At 65.6% G+C, this 16,564-nt stretch carries 15 protein-coding genes; 3 read left to right on the forward strand and 12 right to left on the reverse strand.

The annotated features are described in order from the left end of the window. Nucleotides 1-81 precede the first annotated feature (81 nt). The 7 genes from ACFOOQ_RS18460 to ACFOOQ_RS18490 all read right to left on the reverse strand — a co-directional run bounded on the left by ACFOOQ_RS18460 (nucleotide 82) and on the right by ACFOOQ_RS18490 (nucleotide 9,536). The gene (locus ACFOOQ_RS18460; RefSeq protein ID WP_379729154.1) at nucleotides 82-2,085 is read right to left on the reverse strand and encodes an acetyl-CoA carboxylase biotin carboxylase subunit; all 2,004 of its coding nucleotides are present in this window, start codon (nucleotides 2,083-2,085) and stop codon (nucleotides 82-84) included. 2 nt (nucleotides 2,086-2,087) lie between these two features. Then, nucleotides 2,088-2,933, reverse strand: coding sequence for an Abi-alpha family protein (locus ACFOOQ_RS18465; RefSeq protein WP_379729099.1), 846 nt, complete (start codon nucleotides 2,931-2,933; stop codon nucleotides 2,088-2,090). Then, nucleotides 2,903-4,435: an acyl-CoA carboxylase subunit beta gene (locus tag ACFOOQ_RS18470; protein ID WP_379729100.1), complete on the reverse strand. Its 1,533-nt coding sequence runs from the start codon at nucleotides 4,433-4,435 to the stop codon at nucleotides 2,903-2,905. Before ACFOOQ_RS18470 ends, ACFOOQ_RS18465 begins: the two co-directional genes overlap by 31 nt. A gap of 156 nt (nucleotides 4,436-4,591) precedes the next feature. Beyond that, nucleotides 4,592-5,839 carry a pentapeptide repeat-containing protein gene (locus tag ACFOOQ_RS18475; RefSeq protein ID WP_379729101.1) on the reverse strand — a complete coding sequence of 416 codons (1,248 nt, stop codon included), beginning with the start codon at nucleotides 5,837-5,839 and terminating at the stop codon, nucleotides 4,592-4,594. A gap of 183 nt (nucleotides 5,840-6,022) precedes the next feature. Further along, nucleotides 6,023-6,718 carry an ATP12 family chaperone protein gene (locus ACFOOQ_RS18480; RefSeq protein WP_379729102.1) on the reverse strand — a complete coding sequence of 232 codons (696 nt, stop codon included), beginning with the start codon at nucleotides 6,716-6,718 and terminating at the stop codon, nucleotides 6,023-6,025. A gap of 44 nt (nucleotides 6,719-6,762) precedes the next feature. After that, the gene (locus ACFOOQ_RS18485) at nucleotides 6,763-8,844 is read right to left on the reverse strand and encodes an AsmA family protein (RefSeq protein WP_379729103.1); all 2,082 of its coding nucleotides are present in this window, start codon (nucleotides 8,842-8,844) and stop codon (nucleotides 6,763-6,765) included. Next, on the reverse strand, nucleotides 8,835-9,536 hold the full coding sequence (locus ACFOOQ_RS18490; RefSeq protein WP_379729105.1) for an HAD-IA family hydrolase: 702 nt from the start codon (nucleotides 9,534-9,536) through the stop codon (nucleotides 8,835-8,837). The genes ACFOOQ_RS18485 and ACFOOQ_RS18490 overlap by 10 nt, the downstream gene beginning before the upstream one ends. Nucleotides 9,537-9,639: 103 nt before the next feature. Here ACFOOQ_RS18490 and queF point away from each other — a divergent pair, with 103 nt between their 5' ends. Both queF and ACFOOQ_RS18500 read left to right on the forward strand, forming a co-directional pair. After that, a complete protein-coding gene (gene queF, locus ACFOOQ_RS18495) occupies nucleotides 9,640-10,122 on the forward strand; it encodes a preQ(1) synthase (RefSeq protein WP_379729106.1) in 483 nt (160 codons plus the stop codon). Nucleotides 10,123-10,126: 4 nt separating this feature from the next. After that, nucleotides 10,127-10,879 (forward strand): hypothetical protein, encoded by a 753-nt coding sequence (locus tag ACFOOQ_RS18500; RefSeq protein ID WP_379729107.1) that lies wholly within the window; start codon nucleotides 10,127-10,129, stop codon nucleotides 10,877-10,879. On the opposite strand, the gene ACFOOQ_RS18505 is transcribed toward ACFOOQ_RS18500, so the two are convergent. Then, nucleotides 10,854-11,474, reverse strand: coding sequence for a cysteine hydrolase family protein (locus ACFOOQ_RS18505; protein WP_379729109.1), 621 nt, complete (start codon nucleotides 11,472-11,474; stop codon nucleotides 10,854-10,856). The genes ACFOOQ_RS18500 and ACFOOQ_RS18505 overlap by 26 nt on opposite strands. Nucleotides 11,475-11,549: 75 nt before the next feature. Between ACFOOQ_RS18505 and ACFOOQ_RS18510 the strand changes: the two genes are divergently transcribed. After that, nucleotides 11,550-12,419 (forward strand): LysR family transcriptional regulator, encoded by an 870-nt coding sequence (locus tag ACFOOQ_RS18510; RefSeq protein WP_379729110.1) that lies wholly within the window; start codon nucleotides 11,550-11,552, stop codon nucleotides 12,417-12,419. On the opposite strand, the gene ACFOOQ_RS18515 is transcribed toward ACFOOQ_RS18510, so the two are convergent. From ACFOOQ_RS18515 to ACFOOQ_RS18530, 4 genes are all read right to left on the reverse strand, one after another. Then, a complete protein-coding gene (locus ACFOOQ_RS18515; RefSeq protein ID WP_379729111.1) occupies nucleotides 12,416-13,723 on the reverse strand; it encodes a DUF3422 family protein in 1,308 nt (435 codons plus the stop codon). The genes ACFOOQ_RS18510 and ACFOOQ_RS18515 overlap by 4 nt on opposite strands. After that, on the reverse strand, nucleotides 13,711-14,694 hold the full coding sequence (locus ACFOOQ_RS18520) for an RluA family pseudouridine synthase (protein WP_379729112.1): 984 nt from the start codon (nucleotides 14,692-14,694) through the stop codon (nucleotides 13,711-13,713). Before ACFOOQ_RS18520 ends, ACFOOQ_RS18515 begins: the two co-directional genes overlap by 13 nt. Nucleotides 14,695-14,726: 32 nt before the next feature. Beyond that, nucleotides 14,727-15,134 (reverse strand): hypothetical protein, encoded by a 408-nt coding sequence (locus ACFOOQ_RS18525; protein ID WP_379729113.1) that lies wholly within the window; start codon nucleotides 15,132-15,134, stop codon nucleotides 14,727-14,729. Nucleotides 15,135-15,208: 74 nt separating this feature from the next. Continuing rightward, nucleotides 15,209-16,561 carry a replication-associated recombination protein A gene (locus tag ACFOOQ_RS18530; protein ID WP_379729114.1) on the reverse strand — a complete coding sequence of 451 codons (1,353 nt, stop codon included), beginning with the start codon at nucleotides 16,559-16,561 and terminating at the stop codon, nucleotides 15,209-15,211. Nucleotides 16,562-16,564 lie beyond the last annotated feature (3 nt).

The raw sequence follows: 16,564 nt of genomic DNA on the forward strand, positions 1-16,564 counted from the left end.
CCGGTCGTCTCTGCCACGAAAAAGGGCCGCTGATCACGTCAGCGGCCCTTTGCTTATTCCGGCAACCGGAGGTGAAATCCGTCAGGCGAATTCCAGGATCACCTGGTCGACGGCGAGGCTGTCGCCCTTCTTGGCGTTGACCTTCTTGACCGTGCCATCGCGCTCGGCGCGCAGCACGTTCTCCATCTTCATCGCCTCCACCACGGCCAGCGCCTGGCCGGTCTTGACCGGCTCGCCTTCCGCCACGCCGATCGACACCACCAGCCCCGGCATCGGGCAGAGCAGGTATTTCGACATGTCGGGCGGCAGCTTTTCCGGCATCAGGCGGGCGAGTTCGGCCGCCCGCGGCGTGCGCACGGCAATGTCGAGCTCGGCACCGCCATGGACAATGCGCAGGCCGTCCGGCCGCGGCGCAACCCGGGCAACCACCGGCTGGCCGTTCACAGTGCCGCGGAAGAACGGCTCGCCCGGCTTCCAGGCACTGCGCACCTTCAGCGCCTTGCCCCCGGACTTGCCTTTCTGGCCGACCTTCACATCGCAGCCGCCCTCGGCGTCCGACAGCGTCAGCGGAAACTCGGCCTTGCCGAGGAAGGCGATCCAGTCGGCGTCCGGCTGCCATTCCGGCAGGCCTAGCTTGCCGCCGAGATGGCGGGCGCGGAATTCGTTGCGCACATGCACCAGAGCGGCCACCGCCAGCATGGCGTCGCGGCGGCCATCGGGCAGCACGGTGCCGGCGAAACCGTTCGGCCATTCCTCGGCAATGAAATTGGTCGAGATATTGCCGCTGCGGAACCGCGGGTGGTCGAGTACGGCCGACAGGAAATTGACGTTATGGCCGATGCCGGCGATCCAGGTCTCGTCGAGCGCGGCCGACAGCCGCGAGACTGCCTCGTCGCGGTCCTTGCCGTAAGCGCACAGCTTCGAGATCATCGGGTCGTAGAACATGCTGATCTCGCTGCCCTCGACCACACCGGTATCGTTGCGGATATCGTCGGATTCCGGCGCCGTGCGCCAGCGCACCAGCCGGCCGGTTGACGGCAGGAAGCCGCGCACCGGGTCTTCGGCGTAGATGCGGGCCTCGACGGCCCAGCCATCCAGCTTCACGTCTTCCTGCCTGATGTCCAGCGCCTCGCCGGCAGCAACGCGGATCATCTGCTCGACCAGGTCGATGCCGGTGATCAGCTCGGTGACCGGATGTTCGACCTGCAGGCGGGTGTTCATCTCGAGGAAATAGAAGCTGCGATCGGGCCCGACGATGAATTCCACCGTTCCGGCGCTGTCGTAATTCACCGTCTTCGCCAGGGCGACGGCCTGCTCGCCCATCGCCTTGCGGGTCTTCGCATCGAGGAACGGGCTCGGCGCCTCTTCGATCACCTTCTGGTGCCGGCGCTGGATCGAGCATTCGCGCTCGTGCAGGAAGATGACATTGCCGTGCTTGTCGCCCAGCACCTGGATTTCGATATGGCGCGGCTGTTCGATGTATTTCTCGATGAAGACGCGGTCGTCGCCGAAGGAATTCTTCGCCTCGTTGGTCGCCGAGGAAAAGCCCTGCGCCACTTCGTCGGCCGAGCGGGCGATGCGCATGCCCTTGCCGCCGCCGCCGGCCGAAGCCTTGATCATCACCGGGAAGCCGATCTCGGTGGCGATTTTCACGGCCTCTTCGGTGCCGGAAATGGCTCCCAGGAAGCCCGGCACGGTCGAGACGCCGGCCTTGTTGGCCAGCTTTTTCGATTCGATCTTGTCGCCCATGGCGTAGATTGCGTCGACATTCGGGCCGATGAAGGCGATGCCGGCTTCCTTGAGGGCGGCGGCAAACTTGCGGTTTTCCGACAGGAAACCGTAGCCCGGGTGTACCGCCTGGGCGCCGGTCTGCTTGCAGGCAGCGACAATCTTCTCGATCACGAGATAACTCTCGGCGGCCGCCGGCGGACCGATATGCACGGCCTCATCCGCCATCCGCATGTGCAGGGCGCCATCGTCGGCATCGGAATAGACCGCCACCGTCCTGATGCCGAGCTTGCGGCAGGTCTTGATGACGCGGCAGGCGATTTCGCCGCGATTGGCAATCAGGATCTTGTCGAACAGCTTCATTTTCTTGGCCCCTCACAAGCCGAAACAAAATCAAATCCTAATGGGGTTAGTTCAGACCAAATGACAAAGTACTCGGCCTGTTTCCTTTTTCCTCTAAATGACTTGATTTGGATCAGGCCTTCGTGCTGCAGCGTCACCACTGACCGAACAATTCGATGATGCCCCGAACTTGCATCGAATCCCTTCGCCCAAACTTTCTTCGCTAACTCAATATCAAGGAACAACTTATCGGAAATATCCAAATTACCTTCCATTCTTATTAGATTCCGACCAAACTTAGCGGCGTCTTGATCTAAGAATGAGAAGCTCGCCTGCCCTATTAAATTGCCCGATTTTATTTTGCTTTCGATTACATAATCGAATCCATATGAATGATAATAACTGCCAGGCCCGTTGAAGAAATTAGGATCTGCCTTCTCCCATAATTGCTTAAGATATCGGACCTCAAAGCTCGTTAGTTTTGAGAGAATATCTATAAAAAGAATATGTTGAGCATCTTGCTCATTGCTTCCAGCCAGCAACAAACGAGCCCATTCTTCAGTTAATTCACTACTCTCATCTTCGAGAGAAGCTTTCTCCATAAAGGGAATGAGGAATTTTAGCGGAACCTGTTTGGGTTCAATCCCCTCGTCTTGAGCGATTTCTTCCGCACGTTTCAAGACGCGCATTGCAGACTGCCAGCGGTAAAAGCGAATTCTTTCACTAAGAAAGTCCGCTGCTTCTGCGACTGGACCAAGAAGTCTTTGAAAAAAGCCCGCCATATCCCGAGTTACATCCTCGGGAATATGAATTGTTATATTGGGCTTTTCTGTCACAGCGGAATGTTGTCGTGCTTCTTCCACGGATTTTCCAGCTTCTTGTCGCGCAGCATGGCGAGCGAGCGGGCAATCCGGTAGCGCGTGTTGTGCGGCATGATCACATCGTCGATGAAGCCGCGATTGCCGGCAACGAATGGATTGGCGAACTTCTGCCGGTATTCCTCGGTACGGGCGGCGATCTTGTCGGCATCGCCGATCTCCCCGCGGAAGATGATCTCGACGGCGCCCTTGGGGCCCATCACCGCGATCTCGGCGGTCGGCCAGGCGTAATTGAGGTCGCCGCGCAGATGCTTGGACGCCATCACGTCATAGGCACCGCCATAGGCCTTGCGGGTGATCACCGTCACCTTCGGCGTGGTCGCTTCGGCATAGGCGAACAGCAGCTTGGCGCCATGCTTGATGATGCCGCCATATTCCTGCGACGTACCCGGCAGGAAGCCCGGCACATCGACGAAGGTGACGATCGGGATGTCGTAGCAATCGCAGAAGCGCACGAAACGCGCGCCCTTGCGGCTGGAATCGATGTCGAGACAGCCGGCCAGCACCATCGGCTGATTGGCAACAATGCCCACCGTCTGGCCGCCGATGCGGGCCAGCCCGGTGATGATGTTCTTGGCATAGCCCGGCTGGATTTCGAAGAAGTCGCCCTCGTCGACCACCTTCTCGATCAGCTCCTTCATGTCATAGGGCTTGTTCGGATTCGGCGGCACCAGGGTGTCGAGCGAGGCCTCCTGCCGGGTGATCGGATCCCAGCTTTCGCGCACCGGCGGCTTCTCGCGGTTGCTGAGCGGCAGGAAGTCATACAGCCGGCGGGTCTGCGCCAGCACCTCGACGTCGTTCTCGTAGGCATTGTCGGCCACCGAGGATTTCGTCGTATGGGTGATGGCGCCACCGAGCTGTTCCTGCGTCACCACTTCCTGGGTCACAGTCTTCACGACATCCGGACCGGTAACGAACATGTAGCTCGAATCCTTCACCATGAAGATGAAGTCGGTCATTGCCGGGCTGTAGACCGCGCCACCGGCGCAGGGTCCCATGATGACGGAAATCTGCGGCACCACGCCCGAGGCCATCACGTTGCGCTGGAACACTTCGGCATAGCCGGCAAGGCTGTCGACGCCTTCCTGGATGCGGGCACCGCCGGAATCGTTAAGGCCGATCACCGGCGCGCCGACCTTCATCGCCGTGTCCATGATCTTGCAGATCTTGCCAGCGTGGCTGGCCGACAGCGAGCCGCCGAATACGGTGAAATCCTGGCTGAACACGAAGACCGGGCGGCCATTGATGGTGCCATAGCCGGTGACCACGCCATCGCCGGCCACCTTCTGCTCGGCCATGCCGAAATCCGTGCAGTCATGCTCGACGAACATGTCCCACTCCTCGAAGGAGCCGGGATCGAGCAGCAGCAGCAGGCGCTCGCGTGCGGTCAGCTTGCCCTTGGCATGCTGCGCCTCGATGCGCTTGGCCCCGCCGCCAAGCCGGGCCTGCGCCCGCTTTTCTTCCAACTGACGGATGATGTCCTGCATGAATCTCCCCCCGCTGGCCAGACAGAGCTTCGTCTGGCCGGGCACATGACGCGGCGATGACAATCTCATCGCTGGAGATAGCATATCGCGGGGCGCGGCAAAATAGCCGGGAGCCACGCCCTCACCCTGTGAAACCAATATGTTAGTGTCAGAAGGTTAGTGTACGGGCTTGGGCTGCGGTTGCGGCAACTGGGTTTCGGAGATGTCAGCCCCCTCGAGCAGCGCCCGCGAGAAATCCGCCTCCTCGACCAGGGCCTGACGCAGCTTGGCGCCGCGCAGGTCGGCGCTGCGCAGCAGGCTGCGGGTCAGATTGGCGGGAAAGGCCCGGCCGGCCGCCACCACCAATGGCCGCAGGTCGGCATCGCGCAGGTCGGCGCGCACCAGATAGGCATTGCTGAGATTGGCGCCACGCAGGTCGGCGCCAGCAAGATTGCAGTCGCGCAGGTCGGCACCGACGAGCTTCGTGCCCTGCAGCGAGGCCCCTTCCAGATTCAGCCCCTGCAGGATGACACCTTCCAGCGAGGCGCCGGTCAGCACGAGGCCCGGCCGTGGTCCGATGCCGCGCAGATCGAGCCGGCTGAAATCAAACAGCCGGCCCTGCTGCCCGCCGGTCTCGACCCACAGGCGATAGAGACGGAAAGCCTCCTCGATCGGTACGCCGAGTTCGGCCAACGGCCGGCCGCGCGGCTTGTCGTCCAACACATCCTTGACGTCGGCACCCTCCATCATGGTCTTGTCGAGCTTGACGCCGACCATCACGGCGCCGCGCATCTGCGCGTCCTTCAGGTTGGCGCCTGACAGATCGGCGCCCGAGAGGTTGGCGCCTTCCAGACGCGCCGCGGCAAGATTGGCGCGCGTCATCACGCAGTTCACCATGATGGCGTCGGTGAAGTCGGTGCGACCGGCGCTGATGCCGGTAAGGTTGGCACCGGTCAGGTCGGCAGCGACCAGCCGCGCGCCGGCAAGATCGACGGCATCGTGATCCGGCTTCTTGAGTTGCATCTTGCCGGTGATGTCGCGCTCGGCGATGACGCCATCGCGCATGTCGGCATCGTTCAGCCGCGCGCCGGTCAGGTCGGCGCCGCGCAAGGACGCGCCACGCAGATCGGCGCGGTCGAGCCGGGCGCCCTGCATCATCGCACCACGCAGATCGGCGCCGTAGAGTACGGCCTGGCTGAGATTGGTGTCGGCGAGGTTGACCGACTGCAGATTGCAACCGGTGAAGTCGGCGCCGGACAGGTCCGTGCCGGCCATGGTCAGGTTCGAGAGATCGCGGAACTGAAAGATCGCCCGGCGCCCGCCCGGCAGGCGCTGGCGGTACTTCTCATGGTCAGCAATCGCTGCCAGCAACTCGCCATAGCCGACCTTTGGCCGCTGGCGCTTTTGCAGATCGGTCCCAGCCATGTTCGGCCCCCCAGCCGACATGTTCTTTCAAAGGAAAGAGCGTGTAAAAGCAAGTGTATCACTTACAAAGTGATTCGTCGCAACAAACTCTGACAGTTGCGGTCCCGATAAATTCAACGCACGACAACCTTCGGATGCCGAACCGGTTGCAGCAGAGTATTGTCGGTATAAATCGGCTCTGCTTTACGGCCGCAGCAGGGTCAGGAATTGTTCGACGGCGTCCAGCTCCTCGCGCAGGGCGATCCGCCGCATACGCGCTTCCTCATCCTCGCCCCATTGCTGGGCCTGGAACAGTTCATGGAGTTGGCCGGCTTCATGGGCCGTGGCGGCGTCGAGCCTGCCTTCCAGCAGAGCGAAGCCCAGGACCGCCGACCCCGTGATGGTGGTGACCGCATGCAGCGCGGTCAGCCGCATGGCATCGAGGCCGGCGCAGAGCTTTTCCAGCCGTGCCGGCAGTTCGGCCGCCTGCGGCACGGCGATGATCCCGCTGGTGACCTGCAGCTGGATGTCATAGCGCGCGCGGAACCAGTCGAGCAGCGGCGACCACAGGCCATCCTGGCTGGCAACCAGTTCGGGCGGCGCCTCGACCCGATAGGACAGCAGATCGGTGCCACCATACCGGACAATGTCGGCTGTCGTCACGGACGGATCGGCGGCCACGCGGTCGATGGCCGTGGCGGCCAGCCGGGTCAGTGGCATCCGCAACGGCGCAATCTCGGTCGTCTGCGCATCCCATTCGGCGGCAATCGCCTGCGCCAGCGGCAGGGTCGGCAGCAGCATCTCGGTCTTGGCCGGCGTGCGCAGCAAGCGGCCGTCGAGCAGCACCACCGCGCCGGCTTCGCGCGGCTCGGCCGCCGCCGTCTTGTAAAAGCGTTTCATGGCGCCGGCTTATACCCGCGGGCACGTCCGGCGACAACCACGCATCAGCGACCCAACAGGCCCTTCAGCTTGCTGCCCAGATCCTTCAGCTCCTGCTGCGGCGTCGACGGCGGCTGGCTGCCGCTGCCGGAAGCACCTGACGATTGCGGTAGCGGCTTGCCTTCGGCCAGTGCCACGGCCTTGGCGCAGGCGGTGGCTGAGTCATCGCCACCCGACTTGCCAAGAACCGGCGACAGGATCGCCAGCGGGCCCAGCGCGGCAATGCCGGCTGCCGTGCCGATCACGCTTTTCGCCAACGCCGCCGGATCCGGACTGAAGCTCGGTCCGGTCAGGGGGCCGCGCACGCGCACCGGCGGCAGGGCCGCGCCCAGCGACACGTCGCGCGACGACGGCACCACCAGCATGGAGACCTGTTCGGTACCGAGATTGACCTCACCCTGGCCGGTCAGGCTGATCCGGCCGCTCTCGGCCAGCAGGGACTTCGGTGTCACCACGCCCTTCTTGATGTCGAGGCCGCTGACCACGCAGTACAGCTTGGTCTTGGCCGTGGCCCTGCCGAGAATGCCGACCGCATCGGCAAGCTGCGGCAGGAAGCTCTTCATGTAATCTTCCTTCAGCTCGCCCTCGCCGACCTTCAGAATCACCGTGCCGTCCAGCGCGGCCATCAGCTGGTGCAGGCTGGCACCGGTGCTGGCGACATCGACGGCAAGATCAGTCGGCGCGCCGGTATTGATGATGTCGGTAACGCCGGCCTGCTTCAGGTAGCCGCTGAGGTCGATCTTGCTGGCGTCGAGCTTGACGGCCAGCGTCTTCGCCTTGCCGTTCAGCGCCACGGAACCCTCGGCATGACCGCCAGCAGCGTCGAGCGTAAAGGGCTTCACGTTCAGCACGCCGTCCTTCAGCGTCAGGCTGACGGCGAGGTTTTTCGCCTCCAGCTTCGGCGCCTTGAAGTCAGCAGCCTTGTAGGAGAGCACCGCATCCACGGCATTCAGGCCGTCGAGCGGCAGTGGATCGTCGCTGAACAGGCGGCCGCCATTGCCGCCGCCAGCAGCATTGCCGCCGCTACCACCACCACCCGTGGCCGGCTTGCTGTCGCCGCCCTTCATGTCGAGCAGCGGCACGAGATTCGTGGACTTCGAGGCCAGGTCGAATTTCAGCGACGGCCGCGTGCCGCCCAGTGCAATCTCGCCATTGCCCGACAGGTCGCTGTCACCGATCTTGCCGGTGATGTCCGACAGGACGTAATCCTGCGGCCCGTTGTCCTTGACCGCGACCATCAGCTGCAGCGGCACGGCCGGCGCCGCGGCGCCGAACGTCTGTGCCAGCTTGGCGAGGTCCGGTGCTTCGGCGATGATCCGCAGCGCGAGCCCCTTCGCCTGCATCGGCTGGGCAATGCTGCCATCCACATTGACGGTGGCGCCCGGCACGGTGACGGCCAGCTTCACCGGCCAGGGCCGGCTTGGACCCATCAGCTCGGCGAGGCTGCCGAGTGTGCCCTCGGCGGCGATCTCGTTGCCGTCAACATCAGCCGACAGCTTGACCGCGAGCGTGTCGCCCTTCGCCTGCTTGACCGAAAGCTGGCGCAGCAGCAGGTCGTTCTTCGCGCCGGACTGCGCGTCGCGATAGGCGAGCTTCACGTTCTTCAGCAGCACGTCAGAGATCACCGGCAGGCCGTTGAAGCTGCTGCCGCTTTCAGCCACTGGCGGCTGCGTCGGCTGCGCCGCAGTGCCGGCGCCACCCGATGGTGGTGCGAATTCCCAGTTGGCCTGGCCCTGCCGGTTCTTCTCCGCCAGCAGGTCGACATCGGTCAGCACCAGCCGGTCGATCTTGATCTGCCTGCCCAGCAGGGCGAACAGGTCGACCTGCGCCGTGAACTCACCGATCGTTGCCATCTGCGGCCGGCTGCCCCAGGCGGCATTGCTGAAGCTGACCTTCTTCACCGTCACGCCCAGCGGGAAGAGGCTCAGCTTCATGTCCTCGGCAATATCGAGCTTGCGGCCGGTGGCATTCTCGACGGCGGTCACGATCTGCGGCTTGAAGCGGTTCACGTCGACGGTCAGCACAGCCACCACGGCGGCAGCGATCACCAGGACCAGAACGACCAGCATCCATTTGACTATGCGCATACGGCACCTCCCAGAAGTTCATCAACCAGATCCGGAAGCTGCCGGAAGCTGCTGATTATCCTTGATGCCCCTGCCCCAAGCAGCATCGCCTCGTCATGATAGCCCCAGGACACGCCGATGGCCGCGACCCCGGCATTGCGCGCCATTTCAATGTCGTAAGTTGTGTCGCCGACCACGATTGTCGAGGCCGGCACTGTACCGGCTTCGGCCATCGCCTGCAGCGCCATGTCGGGCGCCGGCTTGCCGGCCGCGACCACGTCCGAGGTCTGCAGCGTCACGAAGCGACCGGTCAGGCCATGGGATGCCAGCGTGTAGTTCAGGCCGCGCCGCGCCTTGCCGGTGGCGATGCCGAGCAGATGGCCGGCCGCCTCAAGCCGGTCGAGGGTTTCGACCAGATCGGGAAACAGCGGCTCTTCATGGTCCGGGTGGCTGCGCTGGGCCACCGCCGCCGCCTTGTAGGCCTCGATCACCGGCGCCGGTTCCATGCCGACCGGCAGCAAGCGCTGGATCGCCACCGCCAGCGGCAAGCCGACGGTGCGGCGCACCGCATCGGCCGGCGGCAGCGCCAGGCTATGCGCCCCGAAGGCGGCATGCATCGCCGCGACGATATGATGCTGGCTGTCCACCAGGGTGCCGTCGCAATCAAAAATCACCAGACGCGGCGGGCTGAAATCTGCAGGGGAATCCGACATGGCGGCAGACTCGCACGGGCGGCCGGCAGCCTCAACCCGCCTGGGTGCCCCGACGGGCCGTCCCGGAGATGCTTTTTCACCGCGATTGTGGCACAAAGCGGCCATGACCAAAGCCAAAGCCGCCGCCCGCAAGAGCATTCCCGGCCTGACCCAGCTCGGTCAGGCGACCCGCCAGCCCGCCTCGCCCGACGAGGCCGTGCTGGAGACGGCGCCGAACCCGCAGCCGGGCGTGCTGTACCTGATCCGCTTCACTCAGCCGGAATTCACCAGCCTCTGCCCGATGACCGGACAGCCCGATTTCGCACATCTGGTGATTGATTATGTTCCGACTAAAACTATTGTAGAATCAAAGTCTTTAAAGCTGTTTTTGAACAGCTTTCGCAACCACGGGGCGTTCCACGAAGATTGCACGGTCAGCATCGCCCGCCGGCTGGTCGAGACCGTGAAACCCCGCTGGCTGCGCATCGGCGGTTACTGGTATCCGCGCGGCGGCATGCCGATCGACGTGTTTTACCAGACCGGCAAGCCGCCGGCCGGCCTGTGGCTGCCCGACCAGGGCGTCGCCTCCTACCGCGGCCGCGGCTGAGGTAATGCGGCGCCGCGGCCTTGTCCTGCTCGTGCTGGCCGCCTTGGCCGGCTGCAGCGGGGTCGAGGGCGGGCTGCGCAATCTGAACCGAAGCCTGTACCAAACCTGGTCCGGCGATGACGGCCGCACCGGACGCCCGGAGACCGCTACCGGCGAGGGCGCCGATGCCGGCACACCCTGCTTCAATGCGGAAAACGGTCTGATGTACGTCAGCCAGACCGGACGCTGCGCCCCGGGCTATGCAGCCATTGCCCTGGACCAGGCCGAACGCGCCTTCGGCGGCAGTACGGCGCGGGCACCGGTGGCCGGCCGCGGCGGCCCTGACCTGACGCCGCTGCCGCAGCAGAGCTATCCGCCGGCCCGTGCCGGCACCACCGCCTCGGCCGCGCCCACCGACCGCCGCCTGGCGCTCTGCTACAACGACAGCACCGGCCAGATATTTGAGGCCGAGGCCTGCCCGTCCGGCAGCCGCTGGATCGACAGCGCCGATGCCGAAGCGATCCAGCGCGCCAGCCTGAGCCGGGCGACCTGGTGCTATTTCGCCAGCCGCCATCTGCTCTATCGCAGCCGGGCCTGCCGGCCCGGCGACCAGACCCTGTCGGTGGCCGAAGCCGACCGGATCTGGGACGGATTGCCGGCCGACCGGCGCACCCGCCAGCGGCCGTCAGCGACGGGAGGACCGCTGCAGCCGGTGCCGCCGGTGGATGCCGCACCGCGCAGCGGCGTCAACGCTACGCCGCTGCCGGCACCGAAATAGCGCCGGCATCGGGCAGGATCGTCGCGAAGCGGTCGCTGAGCGCCGCCAGGGTCACCCGGTGCAGATCGGCCGCCGCCATCACCCCCGCCCCCAGCGGGTCGGGCAGATCGCGGGTGGCACAGGCCCAGGCCACAACAACCGACCGGTAGCCGTGATCGACGGCGCTGCGCACCGTGGCGCTGATGCACATGTGGGTCTGGAAACCGGCGACGATCAGCTCCTTGCGGCCGAGCGTCTTGAGCCGGGCATCGAGGTCAGTGCCGGCGAAAGCATTCGGCAGCGCCTTGGTGACCGTGATCTCGCTGGCGGCCGGGCCGATCCCGGCGATGAACTGGCCGCCCGGTCCATCGGGATTGAACAGCGCGCCGCCCGGCCGACCGTGATGACGCACATGAATCACCGGCGCGCCGTTCTTGCGCGCGGCGGCCAGCAGGCGGCCGACCTCGGCGGCGGCGGCATCGATGCCGGTCAGCGGCAGGCCGCCGGCAGCGGTGTATTCGACCTGGTGGTCGATCAGCAGCAGGACGGATTTGTCCCACAGGACCGGCTGGCCAGCGGCGCCGGCCATTTCGAGCAGGGTTTTCGGGCGTGTCATGGCACTACTCCTGTTGGTGTGACACCCCCGATTTAAGCCATGGCGCGCCCTGTGCGAATTCCATAAGATCGCACGATGACTGAGCGTTTTCGCACAGATGACCGGCTCGACTGGAACGACCTGCGCTATGTGCTGGCGCTGTCGCGCCACGGCAGCCTGTCGGCCGCGGCGCGCAGCCTGAAGGTCAACCACGCCACAGTGGCCCGCCGCGTCGCGGCGCTGGAAGCGGTGCTGGGCACGCCGCTGTTCGACCGCCATGCCCGTGGCTACCGGGCAACGCCCGCGGCCCAGCCGGTGATCGCCGCCGCCGAGCAGGTCGAGGCGCCGCTGCTGCAGCTCGGCCGCATGGCCGGCGCCCGGCAGGCCGAGCAGATCGAAGGCCTGGTGCGGGTCACCGCCACCGAGGGCGTCGCAGCTTACGCGATCGCACCGGCCCTGCCCGCCTTGCTGCGGCGCTGGCCGAAGCTGCAGATCGAAATCGTCGTCGAGCACCGCTCGCTCAGTCTGGCCCGGCGCGAGGCCGACATCGCCTTCCGCTGGGCCCGGCCACAAACCGGCGAACTTTATGCCAGCCGACTCGGCAGTATTCCCTACCGGGTGTACCGCACGCCGGCGCTGGCCGATCGCAGCATGATGGCCCGCTATGACGAAAGCCTGGCCGACCTGCCGGAAAGCCGCTGGCTGGCGAAACAGGCCGGGCTGCAACCGGCGCTGAGCAGCAACAGCATGATGCCGCTGCTGGCAGCGGCGCGTGCCGGCGCCTGCGCCGTGCTGCTGCCCGACTATGTCGGCCGGCAGTTTTCCGAACTGGTCGCCGAACCGGGCAAGCCGGTGGTCAGCCGCGACCTGTGGCTGGTGCTGCATCGCGACCTGCGCAGGGCACCGCGCGTGCGCGCCGTCAGCGATCATCTGTCCGCGGCGATCCGCACACTGCTGCGCGGCTAGTGCAGGCCCTGTTTCTGCAGGGCCCGGCGGAACCGGCGCAGGCCCCACCAGACCGCCAGTGCGACCACCGGAATGGCGATGCCGACCGTGATGTCCTTGTTGACCGGCCAGCCGGCGGCATCGAGTGCATGGGCCGCATAGCCGACCAGACCGACCACATAGTAGGTGATCGCCGCCACCGACAGGCCTTCGACGGTTTCCTGCAGCCGGAGCTGCAGCTGCGAGCGCCGGTTCATCATGTCGAGCAGTTCGACATTCTGCCGTTCCAGCGCCACGTCGACCCGGGTGCGCAGCAGGTTGGCCATGCGTGTGGCCCGCCGCGACAGGCCCTCGATCCGCCCGGCCATGGTCTCGCAGGTGCGCATGGCCGGCGACAGCCGGCGTTCCATGAACTCGCCGATGGTGGGCAGGCCTTCGATGCGCTCCTCGCGCAATTCGGCAATGCGACGCTCGACCAGCGCATGATAGGCCCGGGCGGCGCCGAAGCGATACGGCGTCTCAACCGCCAGGGTCTCGACTTCCGCGGCCAGCACGGCGATCTCGCGCAGCAGCGTCTGTTCGCTCTCGGCCGAAACATCGACCATCCGGGCCGACAGCGCCGCCAGCCCCTGTTCAAGCGCCGTGATGCGTGGCGCCACCTTCTGCGCCAGCGGCAGTGCCAGCAGGGCCATCATGCGATAGGTCTCGATCTCCAGCAGACGCATGACGGCCCGGCCACGCTGGGCATCCTTCATCCCGCGATCCCGCAGCAGGAAGCGCACCGCGCCGTCAGCCCCGAGAAGGAAATCGGTCCAGACGGTCGCGCCGCCACCTGCCATATGGCTGGCCACCAGCGTCGGCCCATCGAACAGCCGCCGCAACGTCGCGTCGTCCGGTTCCGGTTCGCCGGCGCCCAGCACCGTCGCATCGGCCGCAACCATCAGGCGGCCGGGCAGTCCGGCAAGCCAGTCGGGCGGCAGCATCGCTGACGCATCGGTCCCGGCGGCGCCATCGAAATACAGCGTGTAGGTCGAGAACTCGGTCCGCTTTTCCCAGATGAGATGGCCGCCGGCTGGCAGCGCGACGGCGACGTGCCGGGAGCCGCCTTGCGGCTCGGGCTGACCGGCGAAGCGGCACAAGGCGATCAGTGCGGCATGTTCGGCCGCCCCCTCGCCGTCCTCCAGCATCACTCCCAGATGCAGCACCCGGGCCGGCGCGGCCAGTGGCAGCGGCGGCCGGGCGTGGACTTCGCCAGCCAGCACCGGGCGCAACGGATGCGCCCGCCCCAGCAATGCGTCAGGCACCAGGCGGTCTATTCCAGCCACGCGTCGGCATCCTTCTCGACCGTCAGGCCGAGGAAATCCCAGGTGCCCTGCATGTGCGGCGGCAGCGGTGCCCGCACCTCGATCATGCCGCGGTCCGGATGCGGCAACCGGATGCCGCGGGCATGCAGGTGCAGCTTGCGGCTGACGCCGCCGGTGAGATAGGCCTCCTGCCCGCCGTATTTGCCGTCGCCGACAATCGGCGTGCCGATGGCCGCACTATGCACACGCAGCTGGTGGGTCCTGCCGGTCAGCGGCGCCATGGCCAGCCAGGCCGCCCGCTTGCCCGCGGTCTCGATGGTGCGATACAGCGTGACGGCGTTCTTGCCGTCGTCCTCGTCGGCCACCATGCGCTCGCCGGCGGCACCGGGCAGCTTGGACAGCGCCAGCGAGATCTTGCCCTGGGCCTGCTGCGGCACGCCGACCACCAGAGCCCAGTACAGCTTGTGCGCATCGCGGGCCCGCAGCGCCTTGGCCAGCGCAGCGGCCGCAGTGGCGGTGCGCGCCAGCAGCAATACACCTGACGTGTCCTTGTCCAGTCGATGCACCAGCCGTGGCCGTTCGGCATGGCCGAAGCGCAGGTGGTCGAGCAGGCCGTCGAGATGTTCGGTCTGGCCGGTGCCGCCCTGAGTGGCAAGGCCGGCCGGCTTGTTGAGCACGATCACCGCGTCGTCCTTGTACAGCACGGCGGCCTGCAGCGCGGCAATGCGGTCTGGATCGGCCCGCACCGCCTTGGGCCGGGCCGGTTCAGCGTCTTCTGCCGGCGCTTCGCCCAGCGGCGGGACCCGGACGGTCTGGCCGGCCTCAAGCCGGGTCGAGGCCTTGGCGCGGCCGCCATCGACGCGGACCTGGCCGGTGCGCAGCAGCTTTTCCAGCTTGCCGTGGCCGATCCACGGGAAATGCCGCTTGAACCAGCGGTCAAGACGCAGCTCGGCCTCGCCGTCGGCGACAGTGCGATTGGTAACCTGGGACATGCGCTACACTCTGGCGGACGGATTGCGGTCTGTCACTGCCAGACCCGGCGGACGCGGTCGCTTTCCTTGGGCGGTTCGGCAGGTTTCGGCGCGGCCTTGGCCGCGGCGCGCGTCTGAGCCTTCTCGGCCTGTTCCTGCACCCACGCGTCATACATCTTTTCGTGGCCCTGCAGCGACTGGATTTCCAGTTTGCATTCGTTGGCCGCCTGGAAAATGATCTGCTTGTTGACGTTCTTGAACTTTGCCAGACGGTCATAGAAGCAGTCTTCCTGGCTCGGAATCGCCTTGCCGGGCACGAAATACGGCTTCTCTTCCAGCGACACCGTCACCATGCCGTAAATGCCGGCTGCAATCAGCGCCAGCAGCAGCAGCACGCCGGCAAAGCCAAGGCGCTGGAGGCTCGAGAACCGCCCGAGCAGAGTGTTTGTGGTCGTAGCCATAAACTCAGTATACCGCAATTTGTTAACAATTTCAGCGCCAACAACACTCTGGCCGGCCTGATAAATCTGCCCTGCTATGCGTCGTCGGAGTCACCGGAAGCGGAATCGGTGCCAGCGCGACGCTGGCGCAGCCGGTGCCAGTACTCCAGCCGCTTGACGATCTCACGCTCGAAGCCGCGCTCGACCGGACGGTAGAATTGCTGGCGATCCATCCCGTCCGGAAAGTAGTTTTGGCCGGAAAAGCCTTCCGGCGCGTCGTGGTCATAGGCATAGCCGTCACTGTAGCCGAGCGACTTCATCATCTTGGTCGGCGCATTCAGGATATGCATCGGCGGCATCAGCGAGCCATGCTCGCGCGCCGCCCGTTTCGAGGCGCCGGCCGCCTTGTAGGCGGCATTGGATTTCGGCGCCGTCGCCAGGTAGATCACCGCCTGCACGAGGCCGAGTTCACCTTCCGGCGAGCCGAGGAAATCATACATCTCCTTGGCCGCCAGCGCCTGCAGCAGCGCATTGGGATCGGCCATGCCGACATCCTCGGCGGCGAAGCGGACGATACGCCGGGCAATATAGAGCGGATCCTCGCCGCCGATCAGCATGCGGGCCAGCCAGTACAGCGCGGCATCACAGTCCGACCCGCGCATGGATTTATGCAGCGCCGAGATCAGGTTGTAATGCTCTTCCTGGCCCTTGTCGTAGAGCGGCGCGCGCTTCTGCAGGCTTTCCGCCAGGCCGGCGGGGTCGAGGATCTCGTCGCCATGCAGGGTGAATATCTGCTCGGCCATGTTCAGCAGGTAACGGCCGTCGCCATCGGCCATGGCGCGCAGCGCGGCGCGTGCGTCGGCGGTCAGCGGCAGCGCCCGGCTTTCCTCGGCTTCGGCGCGCGCCAGCAGGGCCTCAAGTGCCGCATCATCCAGCCGGTGCAGCACGATCACCGTGGCCCGCGACAGCAGGGCCGAATTCAGCGCGAAGCTGGGGTTCTCGGTGGTGGCGCCGACCAGCACCACGGTGCCGTCCTCGACATAGGGCAGGAAACCGTCCTGCTGGGCGCGGTTGAAGCGGTGGATCTCGTCGACGAACAGCAGGGTCGCCTGCCCGGCCGCGCGGCGCTTGCGTGCCTCATCGAAGACCTTGCGCAGGTCGGCGACACCGGAGAAGACGGCCGAAAGCGGTGCGAAATGCAAGTCGGTGGCATCGGCCAGCAGGCGGGCGATCGAGGTCTTGCCGGTGCCCGGCGGGCCCCAGAGGATCAGGCTGGGCAGGCGCTTGACCTGCACCATGCGGGCCAGCGGACCGCCGTCTTTCAGCAGATGATCCTGACCGATCACATCGTCCAGCGTCTTCGGCCGCAGGCGATCCGCCAGCGGTCCGGCCGGAACTGTTTCCAGTCCTGCCGTGCTGAACAGCGTGTCCTCCGGCGCGGGGCTCATCGG

This window comes from Ferrovibrio xuzhouensis (assembly GCF_042648965.1).
GTDB classification, from domain to species: domain Bacteria; phylum Pseudomonadota; class Alphaproteobacteria; order Ferrovibrionales; family Ferrovibrionaceae; genus Ferrovibrio; species Ferrovibrio xuzhouensis.